21 protein-coding genes are annotated in these 23578 nt (G+C 69.9%); 13 read left to right on the top strand and 8 right to left on the bottom strand.

What is annotated here, in order from left to right:
- Nucleotides 1-5: 5 nt before the first annotated feature.
- From BLV39_RS21015 to BLV39_RS44270, 6 genes are all read left to right on the top strand, one after another.
- Complete coding sequence (locus tag BLV39_RS21015; protein WP_342342466.1) at nt 6-1277, top strand: pectate lyase family protein; 1272 nt, start codon at nt 6-8, stop codon at nt 1275-1277.
- Nucleotides 1274-2827: a pectate lyase family protein gene (locus tag BLV39_RS21020; RefSeq protein WP_090795261.1), complete on the top strand. Its 1554-nt coding sequence runs from the start codon at nt 1274-1276 to the stop codon at nt 2825-2827. Before BLV39_RS21015 ends, BLV39_RS21020 begins: the two co-directional genes overlap by 4 nt.
- Before the next feature lie 85 nt (nt 2828-2912).
- Entirely contained in the window at nt 2913-4520 is a 1608-nt protein-coding gene (locus BLV39_RS21025; protein ID WP_239083809.1) for a pectate lyase family protein, read from the top strand.
- 10 nt (nt 4521-4530) lie between these two features.
- Entirely contained in the window at nt 4531-6078 is a 1548-nt protein-coding gene (locus BLV39_RS42420) for a pectate lyase family protein (RefSeq protein ID WP_143049827.1), read from the top strand.
- A 66-nt stretch (nt 6079-6144) separates the two neighbouring features.
- Nucleotides 6145-7689, top strand: a complete 1545-nt coding sequence (locus BLV39_RS44265) for a pectate lyase family protein (RefSeq protein WP_239083808.1) — start codon at nt 6145-6147, stop codon at nt 7687-7689.
- Nucleotides 7689-9215 carry a pectate lyase family protein gene (locus BLV39_RS44270; RefSeq protein ID WP_239083807.1) on the top strand — a complete coding sequence of 509 codons (1527 nt, stop codon included), beginning with the start codon at nt 7689-7691 and terminating at the stop codon, nt 9213-9215. The genes BLV39_RS44265 and BLV39_RS44270 overlap by 1 nt, the downstream gene beginning before the upstream one ends.
- On the opposite strand, the gene BLV39_RS21045 is transcribed toward BLV39_RS44270, so the two are convergent.
- The 5 genes from BLV39_RS21045 to BLV39_RS21065 form a co-directional block, all read right to left on the bottom strand.
- Nucleotides 9212-10156, bottom strand: coding sequence for an inositol-3-phosphate synthase (locus tag BLV39_RS21045; RefSeq protein WP_090795264.1), 945 nt, complete (start codon nt 10154-10156; stop codon nt 9212-9214). The two genes, BLV39_RS44270 and BLV39_RS21045, sit on opposite strands and share 4 nt — an antisense overlap.
- Entirely contained in the window at nt 10153-11025 is an 873-nt protein-coding gene (locus BLV39_RS21050; protein ID WP_090795266.1) for a DUF6807 domain-containing protein, read from the bottom strand. Before BLV39_RS21050 ends, BLV39_RS21045 begins: the two co-directional genes overlap by 4 nt.
- Before the next feature lie 121 nt (nt 11026-11146).
- On the bottom strand, nt 11147-11953 hold the full coding sequence (locus BLV39_RS21055; RefSeq protein ID WP_090795269.1) for a sugar phosphate isomerase/epimerase family protein: 807 nt from the start codon (nt 11951-11953) through the stop codon (nt 11147-11149).
- Nucleotides 11950-13071: a dihydrodipicolinate synthase family protein gene (locus BLV39_RS21060; protein ID WP_090795273.1), complete on the bottom strand. Its 1122-nt coding sequence runs from the start codon at nt 13069-13071 to the stop codon at nt 11950-11952. Before BLV39_RS21060 ends, BLV39_RS21055 begins: the two co-directional genes overlap by 4 nt.
- Entirely contained in the window at nt 13068-14219 is a 1152-nt protein-coding gene (locus BLV39_RS21065) for a Gfo/Idh/MocA family protein (RefSeq protein ID WP_090795277.1), read from the bottom strand. Before BLV39_RS21065 ends, BLV39_RS21060 begins: the two co-directional genes overlap by 4 nt.
- 87 nt (nt 14220-14306) lie before the next feature.
- Between BLV39_RS21065 and BLV39_RS21070 the strand changes: the two genes are divergently transcribed.
- On the top strand, nt 14307-15299 hold the full coding sequence (locus BLV39_RS21070; RefSeq protein ID WP_090795281.1) for a LacI family DNA-binding transcriptional regulator: 993 nt from the start codon (nt 14307-14309) through the stop codon (nt 15297-15299).
- Here the strand turns inward: BLV39_RS21070 and BLV39_RS21075 are convergent.
- On the bottom strand, nt 15264-15809 hold the full coding sequence (locus BLV39_RS21075) for a GNAT family N-acetyltransferase (RefSeq protein WP_090795284.1): 546 nt from the start codon (nt 15807-15809) through the stop codon (nt 15264-15266). The genes BLV39_RS21070 and BLV39_RS21075 overlap by 36 nt on opposite strands.
- Nucleotides 15810-16302: 493 nt before the next feature.
- Entirely contained in the window at nt 16303-16884 is a 582-nt protein-coding gene (locus BLV39_RS21085; protein ID WP_090797633.1) for a DinB family protein, read from the bottom strand.
- A gap of 72 nt (nt 16885-16956) precedes the next feature.
- Between BLV39_RS21085 and BLV39_RS21090 the strand changes: the two genes are divergently transcribed.
- Complete coding sequence (locus BLV39_RS21090; RefSeq protein WP_090795290.1) at nt 16957-17433, top strand: hypothetical protein; 477 nt, start codon at nt 16957-16959, stop codon at nt 17431-17433.
- 1 nt (nt 17434) lies between these two features.
- Here the strand turns inward: BLV39_RS21090 and BLV39_RS21095 are convergent, their stop codons facing one another.
- Complete coding sequence (locus BLV39_RS21095; protein WP_143049828.1) at nt 17435-18919, bottom strand: GGDEF domain-containing protein; 1485 nt, start codon at nt 18917-18919, stop codon at nt 17435-17437.
- 247 nt (nt 18920-19166) lie between these two features.
- Here BLV39_RS21095 and BLV39_RS21100 point away from each other — a divergent pair, with 247 nt between their 5' ends.
- The 5 genes from BLV39_RS21100 to BLV39_RS21115 all read left to right on the top strand — a co-directional run bounded on the left by BLV39_RS21100 (nt 19167) and on the right by BLV39_RS21115 (nt 23556).
- Nucleotides 19167-19400 carry a DUF397 domain-containing protein gene (locus BLV39_RS21100; RefSeq protein ID WP_090795299.1) on the top strand — a complete coding sequence of 78 codons (234 nt, stop codon included), beginning with the start codon at nt 19167-19169 and terminating at the stop codon, nt 19398-19400.
- Between the two features lie 95 nt (nt 19401-19495).
- Complete coding sequence (locus BLV39_RS21105) at nt 19496-20362, top strand: helix-turn-helix domain-containing protein (RefSeq protein ID WP_090795303.1); 867 nt, start codon at nt 19496-19498, stop codon at nt 20360-20362.
- 610 nt (nt 20363-20972) lie between these two features.
- On the top strand, nt 20973-21395 hold the full coding sequence (locus BLV39_RS42425; RefSeq protein ID WP_143049829.1) for a DUF4357 domain-containing protein: 423 nt from the start codon (nt 20973-20975) through the stop codon (nt 21393-21395).
- Between the two features lie 431 nt (nt 21396-21826).
- Nucleotides 21827-22408, top strand: coding sequence for a TetR/AcrR family transcriptional regulator (locus BLV39_RS21110; protein WP_239083806.1), 582 nt, complete (start codon nt 21827-21829; stop codon nt 22406-22408).
- A gap of 56 nt (nt 22409-22464) precedes the next feature.
- Nucleotides 22465-23556, top strand: coding sequence for an aldo/keto reductase (locus BLV39_RS21115; RefSeq protein ID WP_090795307.1), 1092 nt, complete (start codon nt 22465-22467; stop codon nt 23554-23556).
- Nucleotides 23557-23578 lie beyond the last annotated feature (22 nt).

Here is a 23578-nt window from a genome sequence, read left to right on the forward strand (position 1 = left end):
CCGGCGTGCTTGTCATCGCCGTCGCGGCACCCGCCGCGGCGGCATCACCGCCGCTGAGCGAGCGGCTGGCCAGGCAGGTTCTGTCCGCCGGCGACGGTTGGGCGGCCGAGGGCGCCGGCACCACCGGCGGCGCCGCCGCCGCACCGGAAAACGTATTCCAGGTCGACACGCGCGACGAGCTCGCCGCCGCCGTAGCGGGCACCGCACCGGCGATCGTCATCGTCCGCGGCACCATCCGCGGAAACGCCGACCCGGCCGGCGCCGCGGTTTCCTGCGCACAGTTCGCGGACCCGGCGTACACGCTGGACGCGTTTCTGAGTGCCTATGACCCGGCGGTCTGGGGCCGGGTCGCGCCGAGCGGTCCGCTGGAGGAGGCGCGGGCGCGCTCGGCCGCCAACCAGAGCGCCCGGGTGCGGGTCAACGTCGGCTCCAACAAGACCATCGTCGGGCTGGGCGGTGCCCGGCTCAACGGCGTCTTCCTCCGGCTCGACGGCAGCTCCAACGTGATCATCCGGAACCTCACGCACGAAGACAGCCGCGACTGCTTCCCCGTCTGGTCGCCGACCGACGGCGCGACCGGCAACTGGAACGCGGCGTACGACAACATCTGGGTCCGGAACTCGAACCACATCTGGGTCGACCACAACACGTTCACCGACGCCGACAACCCGGACTCGGCGCAGCCGCTGCACTTCGGGCGGCCATACCAGGTGCACGACGGGCAGGTCGACATCACCAACGGCAGCAACTACGTGACGGTGTCCTACAACCGGTTCACCAACCACGACAAGACGATGCTGATCGGCTCGACCAACACACCGGGTGCCGACGTCGGTGCGCTCAAGGTGACCGTGCACCACAACGAGTTCGAGGGCAGCGTCCAGCGCGCGCCGCGGGTGCGGTTCGGCCAGGTCGACGTCTACAACAACCTCTACCGGGTGCCGGTCGACGACCCGTACGAGTACAGCTTTGGCGTCGGCGTGCAGTCCGCCATCTACGCGGAGAACAACTACGTCGCGTTCGGCGCGGACGTGCCGCCGGACTCGTTCGTCTTCGACTGGGGCGGCACGGTGCTGACCGAGAAGGGCACCTGGGCGCGGTCCGGCCGGTCGCTGCCCCGACCCGTCAACCTGCTCGCCGCCTACAACGCGACCCACGACCCTGACATCGCGCCGGACGCCGGCTGGACGCCCAGCCTGCGTGCCGGTCACGTGCTGCCCGCACCGGCCGCCGCGCTCGTGGTCGAGCTGTGCGCGGGAGCGGGGAGGATCCGATGAGACGACGCCTGACCGTCCTCGCCGCGGCGGCCGTGCTGGCCCTGCCGCTCAGTGTGGTCGGCATGAACCTGGCCCACGCCGAGACCTTGTTCGGCGACACCTTCGACGACGGCAACGCCGACGGCTGGTCGAAGTCGGGCGGGAGCTGGTCGGTGGTGGGCGGCGCCTACCGCCAGTCGAGCACCGGCGCCAACGCGAAGGCGGTCGCCGGCAGCACGTCCTGGACGGACTACACGGTCAGCGCGCGGGTCACGCCGACCGCGTTCGGTGCCAGCGGGCGGTCAGTCGGCGTGGCCGCCCGCGTCCAGACCTCCACCAACTACTACGCCCTGGTGCTCACCGGCGGTGGGTCGGCGCAGCTCCAGCGGGTCTCCGGCGGCGGGATCACCGCGCTGGGCACGGCCGTGGTCGGCGTGACCCCAGGGACGACGTACACCTTGAGCCTGCGGGTCGCCGGTGGCGCGCTGAGTGGCTCGGTGAACGGTGCGACCGTGGTCAGCGCGACGGACAGCACCTTCGGCTCCGGCCGGATCGGCCTGGTCGCCTCCTACGCCAGTGTGAGCTTCGACAACGTGTCGGTCGACACCGGCGCCGGACCGGACCCTGACCCGACCACGCCGCCGCCGACCGACCCGCCGCCCGCCGGCACCTGCCGGGTCAGCGGCACCGCGAGCGGCTTCGCCACGGGGACCACCGGTGGCGCCGGCGGGCCGACGGTCGCGGTCGACACGGCGGCCGACCTACTCGCCGCGATCGCCCGGTCCGGGCCGGTCACCATCTGTGTGAGCGGCACGATCACGCTGCCGGCCGGCATGTACGACGTGGCCAGCGACAAATCCGTCGTCGGGGTGGGCAGCACCGCGGGCATCACGGGTGGCGGCCTCAACATCGGCGGGCCGGTCTCCGACGTCACCTCGCCGCCGGCCGACGCCGTGCACAACGTCATCATCCAGAACCTGTCGTTCCGCAACGCCAGCGACGACTCGATCAACGTGCAGATGTTCGCGCACCACATCTGGATCGACCACAACGACCTGGCGCAGGGGTACGACGGGCTGATCGACATCAAGCGTGGATCGTCCTATGTGACCGTGTCGTGGAACCACACCCACCACCACACGAAGAACATGCTGCTGGGGCACGACGACGCCAACGGCGCGCAGGACGTGGGCCGGCTGAAGGTCAGCTACCACCACAACTGGTTCGACGCGACGCCGCAGCGCAACCCGCGAGCGCGGTTCGGCGAGCCGGTGCACGTCTACAACAACTACTTCTTCTACAACACCGACACCGGGGTGGCGTGCCAGGCCGACGCCGGCTGTGTGGTGGAGGCCAACTACTTCGAGAACGTCGAGGAGCCGGTGACCAACACGTACGCCGGCCCGCGTGGGCGCTGTGTCGCGCGCGGCAACGTCTTCGCCGGCGAGTCCGGCGCGGCGGACTGCTCCGGCAGCGTGCAGGAGCCCAGCGCGTACTACGCGTACACCCTCGATGACGCTTCGGCGGTCAAAGCGCTCGTGACCGCCGGGGCCGGGGTCGGCAAGGTCTGATCCCGGCAACGGGGTGCGGGAGGCGTTCTCAGCCCGGGTCTCCCGCACCTTCAGAGATCGACAAGTATCGATCAAAGGAGGATCCGTGTCACCCCCCAACTCAGCCTGGCGATCACGTCGTCGCGGCCTGCTGCTGGCCCTCGGGGCCGCAGTCGCCGCCGCGGCGCTGGTCCTCGGCATGACCAGCGGAGCCAGCGCGGCCACGCTGTTCTCCGACGACTTCGAGGACGGCAACTCGTCCGGGTGGACGACGAACGGGGGAAGCTGGTCGGTCACCGCCGACGGCTCCCGCGTGCTCCGCCAAAGCAGCACCAGCAGCGACGCCCGGGCTCTCGCGGGCACGGCGAGCTGGACCGACTACGCCGTGCAGGCCCGGGTGAGACCGGTGGCCTTCAACGGCAGCAACCGCTTCGTCGCGGTGCTCGCCCGGGTGCAGAGCAGCACCAGCTACTACTACCTGGCCCTGCGGTCCAACAACACCGTCGAGCTCAAGAAGCTCGTCGGTGGATCGTCGACCACATTGGACACCGCCTCCGTCGGCGTGAGCGCGGGCTCCTTCTACACGTTGCGGCTGGAGGTCGCCGGCTCGACATTGCGCGGTTACGTCAACGGCGCTCTGCTCGCCGAGGCCAGCGACAGCCAGTGGAGCAGCGGGCGGGTCGGCGTGGCCACGTTCTACACCAGCGCCAGCTTCGACGACGTGGCGGTGACCACGGGTGGTGGCACGGAGCCGACGCCTACGCCGACGGCGACGCCCACGACCGAGCCCACCAACCCGCCGCAGCCCAACGCCGCCGACGGTTGGGCCTCCGTGAACGCCTGGGGCCAGAACGGCACCAGTGGCGGCGCGGGCGGTCCCACCGTGACCGTCACCAGCGCGTCGGCGTTCCTGTCGGCGATCGCGCAGTCCGGTCCGCGGGTCATCCAGGTGCAGGGGATGCTCACGCTGCCCGGTCCGATGCACGACGTGACCTCCGACAAGACGATCGTCGGGCTCGGCTCGGGATCCGGCCTCACCGGCGGTGGCCTGAACATCGGCCTGCCCATCGACGACGACATCACGGCACCGCCGACCGATGCGGTGCACAACGTCATCGTCCGGAACCTGAACTTCCGGGGCTGGCCCGACGACGCCATCAACGTGCAGATGTTCAGCCACCACGTGTGGATCGACCACAACACGTGGACGACCGGCACGGACGGCGGCGTCGACATCAAGCGTGGCTCGTCCTACGTCACCGTGTCCTACAACCACGCCGACGGCACCGACAAGAACATGCTGCTCGGTCACGACGACGAGAACAGCGCGCAGGACATCGGCCGGCTGAAGGTGAGCTACCACCACAACTGGTTCGACGACACCAACCAGCGCAACCCGCGCGTCCGGTTCGGTGACCAGGTGCACGTCTACAACAACTACTACAACGACACCGGCAACTACGGCGTCGCGTCGACGGAGAACGCCGGCGTGATCGTCGAGGGCAACGCCTTCGTGAACGTCGACGACCCATTCCACCTCGGCGAGGCCTCGTCAGGTCCCGGTCGGATCGTGGCCCGGAACAACTGCTTCACCAACTCGGGTACGGGCGAAGCCGGCGGCAGTGTGTCCGCCGTGCCGTACTCGTACACCCTGCTGCCCTGCGCCCAGGTGCAGTCGACCGTGTCCGCGCAAGCCGGCGCCGGCCGGATCTGAGGAGGAACTCATGAGCAGAACGGCACGCCGGGGCTTGCTCGCGGTCGTCGCGGGCGCCCTCGCCGCAATCGTGGTCGCGTTCGGGTTGGGCGGTGTCGCGCAGGCGGCGACGCTCTTCTCGGACGACTTCAACGACAGCTCCGCCGACGGCTGGTCGAAGTCCGGCGGCGACTGGTCGGTGGTCAGCGACGGATCGCCGACGTTCACCCAGTCGAAGACCGACAGCGAGCTGGCCCGCCAGTTCGCCGGGTCGACGAGTTGGACGGCGTACTCGGTGCAGGCCCGGGTCAAGCCGCTGGCGTTCAGCGGCAGCAACCGGTTCGTGGCCCTGGCCTCCCGCTCGTCGTCGGCCACCAAGATGTACCGGCTGGCCCTGACCAACGCCAACCGCGCCGAGCTTCAGGCGGTCGACGGCTCGTCGGTCACGGTGATCGGCTCGGCGTCGCTGACCGTGTCGACCGGCACCTGGTACACCCTGCGGATCGACGCCAACGGCAGCACGATTTCGGGCTTCGTCAACGGCACCCGGATCGCCTCGGGCAGCAACAGCGCGCACAGCGCCGGCCGGGTCGGCCTGGTGACCGTGTTCGCGTCCGCGCGCTTCGACGACGTGGTGGTCAGCACGGACGGCTCGGTGCCGCCCACCGGCAACCCGACGAACCCTCCTACGAGCAATCCGCCCACCACCGGGCCGACTACCCCGCCACAGACCGGGCTGGTCGGTTGGGCCACCCAGGGCGGCGGCACGAACGGTGGCGGCAGCGCGTCCGCGACCACGGTGACGAGCTCGTCGGCCCTGTCCAGTGCGGTGTCCGGGTCGACGGCCCGGGTCGTCCGGGTCTCGGGCACGATCTCGTGCTCGGGGATGATCTCGGTCGGGTCGAACAAGACGATCCTCGGCAACTCGGGTGCGACGATCGCCGGCTGCGGGCTCAACGTGTCCAACGCCAGCAACGTGATCATCCGCAACATCTCGTTCCGGGACTGGGACGACGACGCGATCAACGTCCAGTACTCGACCCGGGTGTGGGTGGACCACAACAGCTTCACCAACGGGTACGACGGCGCGGTGGACGTCAAGCGTGCGTCGGACTACGTGACCATCTCCTGGAACCGGGTGTACGGCCACGACAAGTCCATGCTGCTCGGACACAGCGACGACAACGCCGGTGAGGATGTCGGGCACCTGCGGGTGACCTATCACCACAACTGGTTCGACGGTTCCGGCACGCGGCACCCGCGGGTGCGGTTCGGCAACCCGGTGCACGTCTACAACAACTACTACAACGGCAACGAGTACGGCGTCGCGTCCACGATGGACGCTGGCGTGCTGGTCGAGGGCAACTACTTCGAGAACGTCGACGAGCCGACCCTGGTCGGGTACGCGGACTCGGACCCGGGCGACCTCGTGCAGCGCAACAACGTGTTCGTCGGCTCCGGCTCGCCGCAGAGCGCTGGCAGCACGAACAGCATTCCGTACTCGTACCAGCTCGACAACGCCAGCGGCGTCAAGTCGAGCGTGACCTCGGGCGCCGGCGCCGGCCGGATCTCCGTCTGACCGAACCAGGTGCCGGGGTGGCTTACGCACGGGCCACCCCGGCACCGCCTTTCTTGGGGAGGAAGCATGCGAACCCAGTTCCGGCTCGCGGCTCTTGCCGGCGCAACGGCTCTCGCGTTGGCCGTCGTCGTCGCACTGAACGCGCCCGCCTCGGCCGCCACCCTGTTCGGCGACGACTTCGCCGACGGCAACGCGTCCGGCTGGTCCACCTCCGGCGGCTCGTGGTCGGTGTCCGGCGCCGCCTATCGGCAGTCGAGCACCGGCGCGGACGCCAAGGCGCTGGCCGGCTCGACGTCATGGACCGACTACGCGGTGCGGGCCCGGGTCCAGCCCGTCGCGTTCGGCTCTTCGGCGCGCTCGGTCGGCGTCGTCGCGCGGGCCCAGAACACCACCACGTTCTACTCGCTGGTGTTGGTGGGTGCCGGGCGGGTGGAGCTGCGCCGGGTGTCCGGCGGCGGCGTCACCGTGCTCGCCTCGGCGCCTGCCACCGTTACTCCGGGCGGTTGGCACGAGCTGACCCTCACGGTCGCCGGGTCCGCGTTGCGTGGGGCGCTCGGTGGTCAGACGCTGGTCACCGCCACGGACGGCACGTTCACGGGCGGCCGGGTCGGGCTCGTCGCGTCGTACGCCAGCGCGGTGTTCGACGACGTCGCCGTGTTCACCGGCAGCGGGCCTGATCCTTCGCCAACTGGCCCTACCTCGACTCCCGGGCCGCCGCCGCTGCCTGGCTCGCCGGACGGCTTCGCCAGCGTCGCGGGCCTTGGACTGTCCGGCACCACCGGCGGCGCGGCCGGGCCTACGGTCACGGTCAACACCGCCGCTTCGCTGGCTTCGTACGCGGGCGCCCCGACCCCGTACACGATCCTGGTCTCGGGTCGGATCTCGATCTCCGGCATGGTGACCGTGGTGGCCGACAAGTCCATCGTCGGTGTGGGCAGCTCGGCCGAGCTCGCCGGTGGTGGGCTGCAACTCGGCACGACGACGCGGCCCGGCAACAACGTGATCATTCGGAACATCCGGTTCAGCGGGGCCTCCGACGACTCGATCAGCGTCACCAACTCCGCGCATCACGTCTGGATCGACCACAACGAGTTCCTGCCGGCGTACGACGGTTCCGTCGACGTCAAGCGGCAGTCGACCTTCGTCACCATCTCCTGGAACCGCTTCACGGGCACGGACAAGTCGGCGCTGCTCGGCCACTCCGACTCGTACCCGGCGGATGTGGGCTATCTGAAGGTGACCTACCACCACAACCTGTTCGACGGCTCGAACCAGCGGCATCCCCGGGCACGTTTCGGCGAGCCGGTGCACGTCTACAACAACTACTACCGAAACATCGGCCTGTACGGCGTCGCGTCGACCGAGAACGCCGGCGTCGTGGTCGAGGGCAACTACTTCGAGAACGTCGCCTTTCCGTGCTACTCGGTCGGTGGTTATGCGGAGAGCGGGCCCGGCCGGCTGGTGCAGCGTTTGAACGCGTTCGTGGGGTCCGGTCTGTGTGAGGCCGGGGGAGCGGTGCAGGAGCCGTCCGCCTACTACTCCTACTCGTTGAGTCCCGCCTCGTCGGTGCCGTCCGCGGTGACGGCCGGCGCGGGTGTCGGGAGGTTGTGATGCGGCTTCGGGTGCTGTTCACCGCGCTGCTGTTGGCGGTGGTCGGTGTCGCCGTGGTCTCGCGCTCGGCCAGCGCGGCCCCGCTGTTGAGCGACGACTTCGCCGACGGCAACGCGTCCGGCTGGAGCACGTCGGGCGGCTCCTGGGCCGTGTCCGGCGGCGCCTATCGGCAGACCGGGCAGAGCAGCGACGCCCGGTCCCGGGTCGGTGCGGTCGGCTGGACCGACTACACCGTGCGGGTGCGGGTCACTCCGGCCGCGTTCAACGGGAGCAACCGGTTCGTCGCCTTGCTGGCCCGGGCGCAGTCGGCGACGAGCTACTACTACGTCGCGCTGCGGTCGAACAACACTGTCGAGCTCAAGCGGTTGGTGAACGGGGCTGCGACGACCCTCGACACGGCTTCTCTGGCCGTGTCCTTGGGGCGGTCCTACACGGTCGCCTTGACGGTGGCCGGTTCGAGCCTGTCCGCCACGGTAGACGGGGTGGCGCTGCTGTCGGCTTCTGACAACCGGTTCACGGCGGGGCAGGCTGGGGTGGCGACCTACTATGCGGCCTCCGCCTTTGACGACGTGGTGATCGAGGCGGCCGTTAGCGGCCCGCCTACCGCTTCCCCGACCCCGACGCCGACCACGCCGCCGCCCTCGGGTTCGGGTTCGGCGGACGGGTTCGCGTCGGTGCCGGCGCTCGGGCTGTCCGGGACGACCGGTGGCGCCGGCGGGCCGACGGTCACCGTCGACACCAGCACCGAGTTGCTCGAGGCGATCGACACCGTCGGGCCGATGACGATCCAGGTGGCCGGGCGGATCGCGATCACCAGCAAGCAGGGCGTGCGGCCGAACAAGACGATCGTCGGTGTCGGCTCGTCGCCCACGATCGCCGGCGGCGGGTTCGACTTCTACCGGTCGTCGAACGTCATCGTCCGCAACCTCACGTTCGTCGACGCCGAGGACGACGCCATCAACGTGGGCCAGGAGTCGCACCACGTCTGGATCGACCACAACACGTTCGTCTCGCCGGTCGACGGGTCGATCGACATCGTCCGCGGTGCCGACTACGTGACGGTGTCGTGGAACCACTTCGCGGCCACCGACAAGAGCATGCTGATCAGCCACTCCGACGGGGCCGCCTCGACCGACGTCGGGCACCTGAAGGTGACCATCCACCACAACTTCTTCGACCGGTCCCGCCAGCGCCATCCGCGGGTGCGGTTCGGCGAGCCGGTGCACGTCTACAACAACTACTTCCTCGACAACGAGCTCTACGGCGTGGCGTCGACGATGAACGGCGGCGTGCTCGTCGAGGGCAACTACTTCTCGGGTGTGCCGTTCCCGTGCTTCTCGGCCAGCGGGTACGCGGACAGCGGGCCGGGCCGGCTGGTCCAGCGCGACAACGTGCTCACCGGCTCCGGACCGTGCGAGGTCGCCGGCTCGGTCGTGGAGCCGCGCACCTATTACCCGTACACGATGGACAGTGCCACCACCGTGCCCGCGCGGGTTGCCGCGGGGGCCGGTGCCGGGAAGCTCTAGATCGCCGTTCCCCGTGGCGACTTGAACAGCGGCGCCGCCTCGTCGACATAGCCCTTCTGCCCGCGCCGCAACGCACTTGCCGCGATGCGGACGAGGTCGATGTTGACGCCGGCGGCGCCGCTCGGGTCGTGCACCTTCAGCTTCACGTCGAGGCTGACGGTGGTCTCGCCCCAGCCCTGCGCCTCGAGGTTGAGGTGCGCGACCTTCTGCGACCCGAGCTGCGGCAGATAGCCGAGCGGCGCCAACTGCACTTTGTCGGCCGTCGAAAGGGCGTTGAGCTTGGACTGCTTCTTGGTGTTCGGGTTCTCGACCAGGTTGCGGAAGTCCTCGGTGCCGCCCAGGTTGACCTGGTACGAGCTGACCAGCGTGAGCCCCCGCTCGGCCAGCAGCCGCAGCAGCGTGTCGTGCAGGATCGAGGTGCCGAACTGGCTGGTCAGGTCGTCGCCGAGCAGCGGGAGGCCGGCTTTTAAGAAACTGTCGACCTCCGCCGGGTGCCGGGCCACCGGGTCCGACGTGGTGTTGACGAACGCGACGCCGGCCTCGCGGGCGGCCTGCGCGTAGGCGACGGCCGTTTCCGGCCGACCACTCGGCGCGGAGTACAGCAGCACCTCGGCTCCCGCCAACGCTTTGGCCACGCGGTCCACCTCGGTCGCGTCCTTCAGGCCCTTGGTGACGGCGACCTCCGCCTTCGGCAGATCGCAGTCGAGCCGAGGGAAGTTGTTCGGCGGCAGGAAGATCGCCTCGGTCAGGTCCTTGCCGACCTTCTCGGGCGAGGTCGCGAATGCCGCCACGATGTCGACATCACCCACCCCGAGCCCGTCGATCGTCGGCCGCCGCACACCACCGAGGCTCCCGGTCTGGCGATAGAAGGCGATCCCCTGCACCAGCGCGGACGTGTTGTTACCGACACCGACGACCGCGACCCGCACTGGTTTGATCATGGACCCGAGGCTACCTGCTCCCGCGTGAGAGCACCGTCCGCGACAAGAACGGTGATGCGTCTGGAGAGCGGTGCTTCCGGCGTGACCAGCAGCGGATGGTCGAAGGCCAGAGCCGCACACACACCCGGATAGATGCCGGTCCGCACGAACCACCGGTCGTCGCCGTCGAGCCCTCGGAACACCAGCGTGTACGGCCCGGGCCCGGTCAACGCCAACCACGGCGCGGCGCTGCCGTTGACCTGCTCCTCGCTGTCGGCATCTTCGGTGAAGGTGTGCGTCTCGCCGGGCGCGGCCCGCCAGAAGAACCCGCCGTAGCCGGCACCATCCGGCCGCCCGTTGGTGGCCGGGCTGCCCAGCGACACCGGCCGCGCCGCGGACAAAGTGAAGTCGATGGCGAGTTCCCAGCCGTGTGGGGCCTTCTTCGCGCTGAGCCGCCGCTTCTCGGTCAGCAGCACCGCGCCGTCCTTGTCTCGCCACTCCATGGTGTTGCCCAGGCTCTGGCCGGCGGGGACCTCACCGCCGGTGGGCGGCACCGAGCCGCCCTGATCGCGCCACTTCATGCTGTTGCGCACGCCGTTGTCGGTGGGCAGCCAGCCGGTGTGCACGATCTCGCCGTGGTCGTCGAGCCAGGTGTAGCCCCGATCCCGAACATAGGTGCGCCCGCCCCACAGGTTGGCGCCGCCGACGTCCTGCATGGCAACCGAGACACCCAGATGCCAGATGTGGTCATCGGGTGCGAAGTCCGTGACCGCCGTGCCGCCCAACGTGCGCACCGGATGCAGATAAGGCCGCGGCCCCTGGATCAGGTCGACCCCCGGGCGGACCACATACGACGCGACTGCGACGCCGTCGACGGTGAGCTCGGTCATCCTTCGACTGCCTCCCGGTAGCCACGCGGTGTGCGCACCGGAAGCGGACATGGCCGTGGCCCCTGGATCAGGTCGACCTTCGGATCGGACGCGACTGCGACGCCGTCGGCGGTGAGCTCCGTCATCCCTCGACCGTCTCGCGGTAGCCGCGCAGTGCCGCGTCGAGTACTTCGTCGCCCGGCCGTGCCCAGACCTCGGCCGAGAACACCTCGACCTCGATCGGGCCCGTGTAGCCGGCTGTGTCGACCGCGCGGCGGAATCGGCGGTTGTCGACGCAGCCGTCGCCCGGTAGCCCTCGGCCCAGCAGTACGCCGGCCGGTAGGGGCGTGACCCAGTCGGCGACCTGGAAGCAGGCGATCCGGTGCTGGCGGCCGGCTCGCTCGATCTGCGCCCAGACCTGGTCGTCCCACCACAGGTGGTAGGTGTCGACCACCACGCCGACCGCGTCGACCGGGTGTGGTGCGGCCAGGTCTAGTGCCTGGCCGAGGGTGGACACTACGCAGCGGTCGGCGGCGAACATGGGGTGCAGCGGCTCGATGGCGAGGCGGATGCCGGCCGCCTGCGCGTGCGGCACCAGCCGGCCGATCGCCTCACCTACGTGGGCGCGGGCAGCGTCGAGGTCGCGACTGCCCTCGGGAAGGCCGCCGGAGACCAGCACCAGCACCGGCGCGCCGAGAGCGGCCGCCTCGTCGATGGCGCGGTGGTTGTCGTCCTCCCAGCCGGGATCCGCGAAGAAGCCGCCACGGCACAGCGAGGTGACCTTGACCCCCGCGTCTCGCGTCAGCGTTGCCGCCTTGTCGAGACCGAAGGCGGCGACCTCCTCCCGCCACAGGCCGACCTGGTGCACTCCGGCGCGGACGCAACCAGCGACCAGGTCGGGCAGCGGCCAGTGCTTGGTGGTGGCCGAGTTGAGCGCGAACCTGGTCATTGGGCCACCCCTGCCGTCGTGAGCCAGGCCCGCGCGCGGGCTGCGGCGAGATCGGCGTCGGGGAGCACGCCCGCCGCGTCCGCCAGCCGGATCAGCGCGGCCAGGTGCAGTGGCGACCGCCCGTTCTGGAGGCCACCGACCATCGTGAAATGCGTCTGGTGGCCGGCCAGCCAGGCGAGGAACACGATGCCGGTCTTGTAGTAGAAGGTGGGCTTGCCGAAGACGTGCCGGGCCAGTGGCACCGTCGGCGCGAAGATCTCGTCGTAGCCGGTCTCGTCGCCCGTGTCCAGCGCCCGCAGCGCGGCCGCCGCCGGTGCCGCTATCGCGGCGAAGATGCCCAGCAGCGCGTCCGAGTAGCCTTCCGCGTCGCCCTTGATGAGCTGTGGGTAGTGGAAGTCGTCGCCGGTGTAGAGGCGGACGCCTTCGGGGAGCCTCCGCCGCAGGTCGACCTCGAAGTCCGCGTCCAGCAGCGACACCTTGATGCCGTCGACCTTCGCGGTGTGCGCCCCGATGAGGTTGAGCACGGTGGCGACCGGGTCTGAGCCCCAGTAGCCCGCCAGCGCCGGGTCGAACATCTCGCCGAGCCAGTGCAGCACGACCGGCCCGTCGGCCTGCCGCAGCAGTTCGCCGTAGACGTCGAGGTAGTCGTCGGCATGCCGGGCGGTGGCGGCGAGGTGGCGGCTGCACATCAGCACCGGCGTCGCGCCCGCGTCCTGCACATCGGCGAGCTGTTCCTGGTAGGCCTTGCGCACCTCGTCCAGGCCGACCGGCCCAGGTGGAAGCTGGTCGGTGGCGACGCCCGCGACGATCGGCCCGGCCGCCTCGCGGGTGCTGCGCCGGATCAGCTCGCGGGTCGCGGCGTAGTCGAGGCCCATGCCGCGCTGCGCGGTGTCCATCGCCTCAGCCACGCCGAAGCCGTGCGACCACAGGTGGTGGCGGAAGGCGAGCGTGGCCTCCCAGTCGAGGGCGGCCGGCATCCCCGGGGTGTTGTCGGCCAGCGGGTCAGCGACCACGTGCGCGGCGGCGTACGCGATGCGGCTGGTGAATGGCTCTTTCGTGAACTCCGCTCCGGCGCCGGTGAAGGTGAACGGGCCGTCGGGCAGGACGACGGTGGTCACGCGCCCAGCTCCGGGACCTCGATCCGCCGCCCTTCGCGGGCCGCCTGTGCGCCTAGCTCGGCGAGCTGCACGCCGCGGGCTCCGGCCCAGAGATCCCAGGTGTACGGCTCGTCCTCCACCACGTGCCGCAGGAACAGCTCCCACTGCTCCTGGAAGCCGTTGCGGAACTCCTCGTTGTCGGGGACGACCTGCCACTGCTCGCGGAATTGCTCGGTGGCCGGCAGGTCGGGGTTCCAGACCGGCTTGGGCGTGGTCGACCGGTGCTGGATCCGGCAGTTGCGCAGGCCGGCGACCGCGCTGCCCTCGGTGCCGTCGACCTGGAACTCCACGAGCTCGTCGCGGTAGACCCGGACCGCCCACGAGGAGTTGATCTGCGCGACGACGCCGCCGTCGAGCTCGAAGATGCCGTACGCCGCGTCGTCGGCCGTCGCCTCGTAGGGCTGGCCGGACTCGTCCCAGCGGCGGGGGATGTGGGTGGTGACGTGCGCGGTGACAGCCCGGACGGGCGCGAAGATCTGCTCCAGCACGTAGTGCCAGTGCGGGAACATGTCGACGGTGATGCCGCCGCCGTCGGCCGTGCGGTAGTTCCACGATGGACGTTGGGCGGGCTGCCAGTCGCCCTCGAAGACCCAGTAGCCGAACTCACCGCGGATGCTCAGGATGCGGCCGAAGAAGCCGCCCTTGACCAGCCGGTCGAGCTTGCGCAGGCCCGGCAGGAAGAGCTTGTCCTGCACGACGCCGTGTTTCACGCCCGCCGCGTCGGCCAGGCGGGCTAGCTCGACCGCGCCGGCCAGGTCGCCGGCGGTCGGCTTCTCGGTGTAGATGTGCTTGCCGGCCGCCACGGCGGCGCGGATCGCCTTCTCGCGGACGTTGGTCACCTGCGCGTCGAAGTAGATCTCGACGTCGGGGCGGGCCAGCGCCGCGCCCAGGTCGGTGGTCCATTCGGTCAGGCCGTGCCGGTCGGCGATGGCCCGCAGCCGGGCGTCGTCGCGCCCGACCAGGATGGGCTCGGGCCAGAGCAGCGTGCCGTCCCGCAGGGGGAGGCCACCGCCCTCGCGGATCGCGAGCAGTGAGCGGACCAGATGCTGGCGGTAGCCCATCCGGCCGGTCACCCCGTTGAGGACGATCCCGATGGTTCTGCGATCCACGACCTTGACCTCCCCAGGTAAGCGCTTTCCTGGGCAACGTATCCATCGGGATGGGTTGAGGCAAGGGCTTTCCCGTATGATCTCGACGTGGCCACGCTGGACGACGTCGCGCGCCGGGCGGGCGTCTCGACGGCGACCGCATCGCGCATCATCAACGGGAGCAGCAAGCCGGTCAGCGCCGCCCTGCGCGACCGGGTCGAGGCCGCCGTCGCTGACCTGCACTACGTGCCCAACGCGCATGCCCGCCAGCTCGCCGGGTCCGGTCGCACCGCGGTCGGTGTGGTCGTCCACGACGTCTCCGACCCCTACTTCGCCGAGATCACCCGCGGCCTGCAACGGGTCGCCACCACCGACGGCCGGCTCGTGATCATCTGCAACACCTACCGGGACCCGGCCCGCGAACTCGACTACGTGGAGTTGCTCCGCGCCCACCAGGTGGCGGCGATGGTGCTGGCCGGCTCGGGCTACCACGACGTGGCCTTCGCTCGTTCGCTGCGTGGCAAGCTGCGCGCCTATGAGCTGAGCGGCGGGCGGGTCGCGGTGATCGGCCGGCACGACCGCACCGGCGACGCGGTGGTCCCCGACAACGAGGCCGGCGGTTTCATGGCGGGGGAGCACCTCTACGCCCTGGGCCACCGCGAGATCGGGGTCATCGCCGGCCCGCGCAATCTCACTACGACCACGGACCGGCTGACCGGCATCCGCCGTGCCGCCCGTGCGCACGGCCGCCCGTCCCCGAAGGTCGTCTATGCGGACTTCGACCGCGACAGCGGGGCCGCCGCGACCGGAGACCTGTTGTCGGCCCATCCCCGGCTGACCGCGATCGCGGCCCTCAACGACTCGATGGCGGTCGGCGCCCTGGCCTTCCTGCGCGACGTCGACCGCCGCATCAGCGTGATCGGCTTCGACGACATGCCGATCGCCCGCGACGTGACACCCGCACTGACGACGATCCGGCTGCCGCTGGCCGATATGGGCGCCCAGGCGATGTCGCTCGCGCTGTCGCCGGCGTCGCCGGACCCGCGGGTGGAGCGGGTGCCGGCGTCATTGGTCGAGCGCGCCAGCACTTTCCCGCCCTAGGCTGATCCAGTAACGGCGTACCTTCACCTCGCCCGTGTCCCTGATGCCTTCGAGCACGCCGCCGTTGCGCTCGATCGTGCGGGCCGAGGCGATGTTGTCCTCCAGACAGGGGATCAGGACGCGGTCCAGGCCCAGGGTGGTGCGGGCCTCGCGCAGCATCTCGGCCAGCGCCCAGGACGCCAGCCCACGGCGGCGCGCCGACGGGCGGATGCCGTAGCCGATCTGGCCCAGGTCGTCGTCGTACACGTGGCGCAGGGCGATCCCGCCGAGCACCTTGCCGTCCTCGACGATCCAGCGGGGTGTGGCGTGCTGCTGTTCCGGGCACGGGGTGCCGGCCGCGTGGGTGCCGCGGAGGCGCTCACCCACCCAGGCGGCGAAGCCCTCGGGGGAGTGCACGTCGTCGTCGGCGCCGAGGCCGAAGCCGTCCTCGTGCGCGCCCGGGCCCCACTCGTCGCGGCAGTCGACGAAGGCGGCGTGCAGTCGGGTGGTCGGTGCGATCAGCTCAGGCATGGCGGACACGCTAGGCGCGGCCCGTCGTGTTGACGAGCCGCGCCGTTTCGTCGCCAGGTGGTTCGGAGTGCGCCCGTTCAGGGGAGTACGAGCCAACTTCGTCGCGCCGTCACGGCGTACACGGGAGCCCTTCGTTGGCTGGTTTCTGGGGCTCACCCAGGCTTGGCTGAGACGCTCGTTAAGAGGCTGTGGTGACCTGCGTCACGTCAGCCCGCGATGAAGTTGCGGACCTGGGTCAGCACGCCCGTGTTGGTGAGGTAGCCGAGGTGGGTCACGCAGCCCGCGTTGGTGTTGGTCGCACCGGTCAACCGCGTGCTCGTGTACGGGAGGATGACGCCGTCGCAGGCGGAGTACCAGGTGCGATAGCTGGCGCTGCCCGGCGTCTCGTCACCGGCAGATTCGCATGGGCAACCTCCGGGGTGCGGGGGGACCTGTGCGGCGCATTCTGCGAACTACGTCGATCCCCGCGCATCGGCAAGATTGCCGGTTGTGCCTACTGGCCGATGCGGCCGTCGATCTGCTCGCGCAGCAGGTCGACGTGGCCCATGTGGCGGCCGTACTCCCAGACCATGCCGACCATGGCCTCCCGCAGCGACATCGCTCCGCCGCCCGTGCCGTGCTGGTTCAGCGGGTCGTCGCCCGTGCCGTCGAGATTCGGTGCGTCCGCGACGAACCGGGTCGCGAAGTCGACCTCCGCGCGCCAGGCGTCCCAGGCCTCCGCGACGACCTGCGGGTCGGCTACGGCACCGTCGAAGTCGCCGTCGCGGTTGGTGTCCGAGACGTAGAGCCGGGGCACGTCCTGGGCCGCCATCGTCTTGCGGAACGTGGCCCGCTCGACCTCGGCCAGATGCCGCACCATTCCGAGGAGTGACATGGTCGACGGCTCGACGGACCGCCGGGCCATAGCCTCGGCGTCGAGCCCTTCGCATTTCATCTCCAGCGTGAGGCGGGCGGACCGGAGGGCCTCGACCAGGGTGGTGCGCTCGTCGCCCAACGTGGGCCCGTGCTCACGCGGATCGTCGTCGGAGGGCTTGCCGTCAGCGGTGAACATGTCGGCGCGTCGACTGGTAGCCATGGCCGCATCATCGAGGCCGCGGTCGATCGCGGACAACCCATTTGTTGGCGAGGAGGGTTTAGGTTGCTGTCCATGGGTCGTTCGCTACGGGTCCTGTGCGTCGCACTCGCCGCCGCGTTGGGTGTCGCCTGCGACTCGGGCGACGAGCGTGCGCCGTTGCCGCCGGCTCAGGCCGCCGAGCTCGCGACCTTCGTGGTCGACGTCTTCGAGAACGACCCCGCGGCGGCGTCCGCGTTGATGTCGCACGGGCCGTTGGTGTGCGTCGCGGAGCCCTTCGGTGCGGACCCAGCCATCGTCTACGCCGCGCTCTTCTGCGTGGTGCGGGAAGCCGGCGTCGCGTTCGACGACAGCTCAGGTGTCAGCACGGTGGTCGCGGTCCACCGCGCGAGCCCCGTCAGGGTGGAGCTCCCCGGCGACGGAGCGGCCCACCAGCCGGACATCGAGCGGATCTTCCCGGAGGACCTTCGTGAGCGCGCGTTCGAGGGCTACCGCGACCCACGCGCGGCCGAGCGGGAACTCGCCGCCCGCTTCGCGGCGCAGAACCGCTAGCTCAGATCGGGCTCAGCTCGGACCCTGACGGCACGTGCTCGCGGGCCGGCTCCGGGACGGCGGGGCGGGGTTCGTACGCGGCGACGCCGCCACCGCGCCGCTTGGCCACGTACATGGCGATGTCCGCGGTTCGCAGCAGTTCGCCCGAGCCCGCGTCGGCGTCGGCGAGATGCGTGCCGGACACGCCGATGCTGACGCCGAGCCGGATCTGCTTGTCGCCCAGGTGGGACGGGCAGGTCACCGCGACGTGGATGCGCCAGGCCAGGTCGGCGGCCTCGGCCAGGGTGGCGCCGGGCAGCAGGATCGCGAACTCGTCGCCGCCCAGCCGGGCCAGCACCTGCTGCGGGGCCAGCACGACCTTGATGCGGTCGGCCGTCTGGGCCAGCACCTGGTCGCCGGCGGCGTGGCCGATGCTGTCGTTGACCTCTTTGAAGCCGTCGAGGTCGAGCAGCAGCAGCGTGGCCGGGGTCGCCAGCGCGTCCAGGTGCTCGTAGAGCGCCCGCCGGTTCGGCAGCCCGGTCAGATCATCGGTGCGGGCCTGGTGGTGTACGTCGCGCAGGTCGCGCAACTCCCGGAACGTCAGGCTGGCTCGGCCGAGCGCCGCCAGCACGCAGGCCGCGGCCAGCGTCGTGCTCAGCGCCGGTAGTCGGCCGGACTGGCCCACGGCCAGCAGCAGCACGCTGCTGACCGCGAAGAACGCGGGCACGGCGAGAGTCGCCCAGCCCACGATGGTTGGCGTGGTCGCCGCGTCGGACCGACGGCGAGGGGTTGCCGCCACGGGGGCGAACGCCAGCAGGACCGGCAGCGCGAGGGAGAGCACCACCAGCGAGCCGGGTTCGGCGAGCGTGCCGCCGGCGTGACCGAGCATCGCGAGGCCGTCCGCGATGGCGGCCGCGCCGAACGCGGCGACCACGAGCACATGGGTGCGGTGCAACCGGCGGCCGCCGAGGCTGCCACCGATGACCACCAAAAGGATCAGGACCAGATAGACCAGGACACCGGCCAGGTGTACGCCGAAGCGTCCGTTGCTGTCCCGACCGGGCGCGCCGAGGGAGGCCAGCGAGGCGATGCCCAGACCGGCGACGACCCCGTCGAACCAGACGCCGCTGTTGAAGACCGGGCGGTCCGAGCGCAGCAGCAGGCCGACGAACAGGTAGAGCAGCACGAAGCCGAGCACCGCGAGCGCGTCGCTGGTCGACGTGTGGATGGGCTCGCCCCGATCCGCGGGTGAGAGGGCGGCCCATCCGGTGCCGACGAAGAAGGTGGTCATCGCGGCGCCGGCCGCGGCCCAGGTCGCCCGCTGGACGCCGCCGCACCGCGCGCGCCGCAAGCAGATGGCGGCGCAGGCCGCGTACGGGACCGGCACCAGGACGGCGGCGAGCGGGCTCGGTGCCCCGGCCACGACCAGCAGCGCGATCAGCAGCAGGGTGGCGCCGGCGGTGATGCGGAGCGCCTGGTCCACGCGGGGGCCGGGCGACTCAGGCATCCGGCCACCACCATCGCGGGACATATCGAGCATCTTCCTCGCGTGCACGGCCATGTCGCAAGAGCAAATGCACGTGCAAATGCGCCTAGTCCCAACCCGCGCGGGATGACCCGTACGGCATCACCTGCGAATGTGGACATTCCACACGGGAACGCTGAGCGTACGTGCATCTTCCCGTGAGAATGCACGTGCATTAGGCTCCCGATCGCGGGAAGGACCCCCGCGACCCCAACCGTCGAAGGTGGACATGAAGATCAAAAATGGCGTCGCCGCGACCGACCTCGGCGCCGTGACCTGGGTGAAGAGCCGCCGCAGCGGAGCGCAGGGCAACTGCGTCGAGCTGGCCCGGCTGGCCGACGGTGCGGTCGCGGTGCGCAACTCGCGGGACCCCGAGGGCCCGGCCCTGGTCTTCACCCCGGCGGAGATGACCGCCCTCTTCCAGGGCGTACGTGACGGAGAGTTCGACCACTTCATCGGGTAGACGCATGATGGACCGGTAATCAAGGGGTCACGTAGGCTACCCGCGATCTCGTCGATGCGACCCTCGGCGAGCGTGCGCCGAACTCGAGGGACGATATGACCGCGCCGGACGCCGCCGTTGGCCCCACGGCCAGACGGATCGTCGTGGGTGCGCAACTACGGCGGCTCCGCGAGGCAGCCGGTGTGTCCAGAGAGGACGCTGGCTACCACGTACGCGGCTCGGCGTCGAAGATTTCCCGTATGGAGCTGGGCCGGGTCGGCTTCAAGGAACGCGACATCGCGGACCTGCTAACGCTTTACGGCGTCCTCGACGAGGCCCAGCGCGAGCCCTTGCTGGCGCTGGCCCGCGACTCGCGCTCGGACGGTTGGTGGCACCGCTACGACGACGTGCTGGAGAGCTGGTTCGGCACGTACGTCGGGCTGGAAGAGGCGGCCACCACGATCCGCGCGTACGAGGTGCAGTTCGTGCCGGGCCTGCTCCAGACAGCCGAATACGCGCGCGGCGTGGTCGTATCCGGCCTGCCCGAAACGGCTCCGGCCGAAGTGGACCGTCGGGTCAAGCTCCGCCTTGAACGCCAACGAATCCTGGACCGGGTCCCACCGGCCACCTACTGGGTGGTGATGGACGAGGCGGCCCTGCGCCGACCTGTTGGTGGGCGGGCCGTGATGCAGGGTCAGCTCAAGCATCTGCTCGAGCTCAGCGAACGGCCCAACATCACGCTGCAGGTGATGCCCCTGCGGCGGGGGACGCACACGGCCGATGGCGGGTCGTTCAGCATGTTGCGGTTCGCGGACCCGGACATCCCTGACATCGTCTATGTGGAGCAGCTTGTGAGCGCTCTGTACATGGACAAGCCGGAGCACGTCGAACGGTATCGGCAGGCGATGGAGCGGCTGACGGTCGCGGCACTGTCGCCCGCGGACACAACAGACTTCCTGACCAAGCTACGGATCTCGGGCTGACCGGTACGGCGGTGCCGCACTCGGTACTACTGGGTGAGCGGCCCTGACAATCCGGTCGACCGGGCCGTGGGGGACCAGGTCCACGCGGTCTTCCGTGCATCGCCGACGCGGCCTGACTCGCGAGCGTTTTTCGTTGGGCGGTGAGTCATCTCGCCGGACCAGGTGTCAGGAGGTTCCTCGACGTCGGCAGCGGCGCGGTGCCGTACCAGTGCGCAGCCCAGAGGAGATCGGCGCGTCCTTGACGGGCTCGGAGCTGGTCCAAGCCGAGCGTGGTGCCGTTACGAGCTGGCGGCCGGGCGGGGTGCCGGCCTACGTGGACGACCACTGAGCATGGCCCGCAAGACGTAATCAGCGATTCGCTCTTGGGCTCGGCGTCACCGCACACGATCAAACATTGTGCAGCCTTGCGCGAGCCCTATAGGCCAAGCGAAGACACCGGCCGAGGTCGGTCAACCTCGCCGTTTTCTCGCCGAGGCCGGCTGCACCCGACTCGTGGCCTTCACCGCTGTCGCCTTGCCTCGGCGCCGAACGAATCTGGCGTAGCGAAAACTCGGTTCGCTCGCTATAGTTTTTCTATAGCATTGTCCTCGTCTAGCATGGAGCATGAGCGATGCCACTTGTAGACATCGACCAAGTCACCCACGATCGGCTTCGTTTCGCAGCAGGGCTGCTCGACATGACGGTCCCGGAGTTGATCAGCCATCTGACGACAACGTTCGACGGCAAACAAGCCACGCCGCCCCCGCCACCACCACCAACCCTGCCGAACGTCCTCGAGGAGGACGAAGAGGTCGCGGTTCATGTGATCTATAAGAAGACACGTGTTGACGGAATCTTCAACAAGGCCAACCACGAGCTGCGTATCACCAAAGGACCGCTCGCAGGACGGACGTTCTCGTCGCCCAGCAATGCTGCGATCGCTGTCGTGGAGAAGCTCAACCCCGCCCGGGAGTTCTCCAATACGAACGGCAGGACATTCTGGCTCGTGACGGCCACCGGCCGAACGCTGAGATCAATTATTGGCCAGCGATGAGTCCCGACCGTATCGACCCGGCATTGACGCCGGCGCCAACCACCGTGGACCGACTCCCGTCAAGGTCAGTTGGCGGCCTGCGTCGTCCGGGTCATCCCGACCGAATCTCGCTCAGTTGGGTCCTCGGGCCCTGGTCTCGCTAGCTGCGACAACAGGTGCGCGGAAGCTCGGGCCGCGGTGGATGTCCATCGCATCCACGTGATTGCGGTGGAAGGCCCGAGGATCTCGACGCCTGATGCGCGCCGAGGCCTGAATGGCGATCGCCGTCACCGCCCTTGTCAAATCGCCCTGCGCCCCTACTGGAGCCGTCGAAGGCGAGACTTTCAGGCCGCGCTGCTCCGCCTCGTGGGCAGCGCACAGCCCGCATTCCGCGCGAGTTGTAGAATGGACTTGTGGGTCCAAAAACCGGAATCGCGGGTACGGAGCGGCCGTTGACTCGGAAAGGGGTCGCGACCCGGCAGCGGATCGTCGAAGGGGCGGCCGCCGAGATCCGGGAGCGCGGCGCTGTGGCCACGACCCTTGACGACGTGCGCGCCCGCACCGGCACCAGCAAAGGGCAGCTCTTCCACTACTTCCCGGACGGCAAGGACGAACTGCTGCTCGCGGTCGCCCGGCACGAGTCGGAACGGGTCCTCTCCGACCAGCAGCCACAGCTCGGCGACCTGACTTCCTGGCCCGCCTGGCAGGCCTGGCGTGAACGGGTCGTCGCGAAATATCTCTCCCAGGGCACCGAATGTCCCCTCAACAGCCTGATGTCCCAGCTCGGCCGCGGCACTCCCGGCGCCCGGGCGGTGACCTCCGAGCTCATCACCCAATGGCAGTGGGAGATCGCCAACGGGATCCGGCACATGCAGGGCATCGGCGAGGTCGACGGCGACCTGGACGCCGACCGGTCCGCGGCCGCGCTCCTTGCCGGCATCCAGGGCGGCGTCGCTGTGATGCTCGCGACCGGTCGGATCGAGCACCTGGAGGCAGCCCTCGACATCGGCATCGAGGGCCTCCGGCGCCGCTGAGCTTTGGACTGGCTTTGGACTTGCGGGTCCATTTTTCCCGAGCCACGGTTGCCGGCATGAATGACTACTACCTGCTGGGCCGCTCGGGACTCCGGGTGAGTCGACTGGCCCTGGGCACGATGAACTTCGGTGTCGCGGGCTTCCATGCCGCTTACGGGAAAACCGAGGCGGAGGCCGAGCCGATCTTCCGGCGTTACCTCGAGGCCGGCGGCAACCTCATCGACACCGCGGACTTCTACACCGCGGGCGAGAGCGAGACCATCCTCGGGAAACTGATGACATCCGCGGGCGCACGCGATCGCCTGGTGTTGACCAGCAAGTTCACCAACACCGTCGACCCGACGGACCCGAACGCCGGCGGGAACGGGCGTAAGCACATGATCCGCGCCGTCGAGGCGTCGCTGAAGCGGCTCGGGACCGACTACCTCGACCTGTACCTGCTGCACACCTGGGACCGCATCACGCCCGTCGAGGAGGTCGTGCGGACCTTCGACGACCTGGTCCGCGCCGGCAAGATTCGCTACGCGGGGCTGTCCGACGTGCCCGCCTGGTACGCCGCCCGCGCGCAGACCTTCGCCGAGGCCAACGCGCTGACGCCGATGATCACCGTGCAGTTGCCGTACTCGCTGGTGGCTCGCGACATCGAGGCCGAGTTCACCGCGATGGCGCAGACCCTCGGCATGGGCCTGACCGCGTGGAGCCCGATCGGCGGCGGCCTGCTCACCGGCAAGTACCGCCGATCCGCCGAGGGTCTGGCCGGTCCGGGCCGGATGGCGGCGGGCGGGGGCGCCGAACGCCCGGTGAGCGAGCGCGACTGGCGGATCGTCGAGGAACTCGAGAAGGTGGCGGCCGAACTGGGCCGCAGCATGGCTCAGGTAGCGGTCAACTGGGCGGCCACCCAGCCGGCGGTCGGCTCGGTCATCGTCGGCGCGAGCAGCGTGGCCCAGCTCGACAGCAACCTCGGCGCGCTCGACTTCGAGATCCCGGCGGACGCCCGCGCCCGCCTCGACCAGGTGAGCGCACCGACGTTCGGCCTGCCGTACCCAATGTTCACGCCCGAGTACCAGTCCTGGATCGTCAGCCCGGGCCTCGGAATCGGCGACAAGCCGGCGGGCTACCAACCTCCAGTGTGGAACGCGGCGGCCTGAGCGAGCCGGGGGGCCGGTGAAG

Origin of the sequence: Asanoa ishikariensis, from assembly GCF_900107455.1 — a bacterium.
Classification (GTDB): domain Bacteria; phylum Actinomycetota; class Actinomycetes; order Mycobacteriales; family Micromonosporaceae; genus Asanoa; species Asanoa ishikariensis.

What these genes read in the sequence shown, in the direction of transcription:
- BLV39_RS21115 (WP_090795307.1), top strand. Translation starts at nt 22,465, where the DNA reads ATGAATGACTACTACCTGCTGGGCCGCTCGGGACTCCGGGTGAGTCGA.
- BLV39_RS44265 (WP_239083808.1), top strand. Translation starts at nt 6,145, where the DNA reads ATGCGAACCCAGTTCCGGCTCGCGGCTCTTGCCGGCGCAACGGCTCTC.
- BLV39_RS42420 (WP_143049827.1), top strand. Translation starts at nt 4,531, where the DNA reads ATGAGCAGAACGGCACGCCGGGGCTTGCTCGCGGTCGTCGCGGGCGCC.
- BLV39_RS21045 (WP_090795264.1), bottom strand. Translation starts at nt 10,156, where the DNA reads ATGATCAAACCAGTGCGGGTCGCGGTCGTCGGTGTCGGTAACAACACG.
- BLV39_RS21090 (WP_090795290.1), top strand. Translation starts at nt 16,957, where the DNA reads ATGGGTCGTTCGCTACGGGTCCTGTGCGTCGCACTCGCCGCCGCGTTG.
- BLV39_RS21105 (WP_090795303.1), top strand. Translation starts at nt 19,496, where the DNA reads ATGACCGCGCCGGACGCCGCCGTTGGCCCCACGGCCAGACGGATCGTC.
- BLV39_RS21100 (WP_090795299.1), top strand. Translation starts at nt 19,167, where the DNA reads ATGAAGATCAAAAATGGCGTCGCCGCGACCGACCTCGGCGCCGTGACC.
- BLV39_RS44270 (WP_239083807.1), top strand. Translation starts at nt 7,689, where the DNA reads ATGCGGCTTCGGGTGCTGTTCACCGCGCTGCTGTTGGCGGTGGTCGGT.
- BLV39_RS21075 (WP_090795284.1), bottom strand. Translation starts at nt 15,809, where the DNA reads ATGCCTGAGCTGATCGCACCGACCACCCGACTGCACGCCGCCTTCGTC.
- BLV39_RS21050 (WP_090795266.1), bottom strand. Translation starts at nt 11,025, where the DNA reads ATGACCGAGCTCACCGTCGACGGCGTCGCAGTCGCGTCGTATGTGGTC.
- BLV39_RS21095 (WP_143049828.1), bottom strand. Translation starts at nt 18,919, where the DNA reads ATGCCTGAGTCGCCCGGCCCCCGCGTGGACCAGGCGCTCCGCATCACC.
- BLV39_RS21020 (WP_090795261.1), top strand. Translation starts at nt 1,274, where the DNA reads ATGAGACGACGCCTGACCGTCCTCGCCGCGGCGGCCGTGCTGGCCCTG.
- BLV39_RS21055 (WP_090795269.1), bottom strand. Translation starts at nt 11,953, where the DNA reads ATGACCAGGTTCGCGCTCAACTCGGCCACCACCAAGCACTGGCCGCTG.
- BLV39_RS21085 (WP_090797633.1), bottom strand. Translation starts at nt 16,884, where the DNA reads ATGGCTACCAGTCGACGCGCCGACATGTTCACCGCTGACGGCAAGCCC.
- BLV39_RS42425 (WP_143049829.1), top strand. Translation starts at nt 20,973, where the DNA reads ATGCCACTTGTAGACATCGACCAAGTCACCCACGATCGGCTTCGTTTC.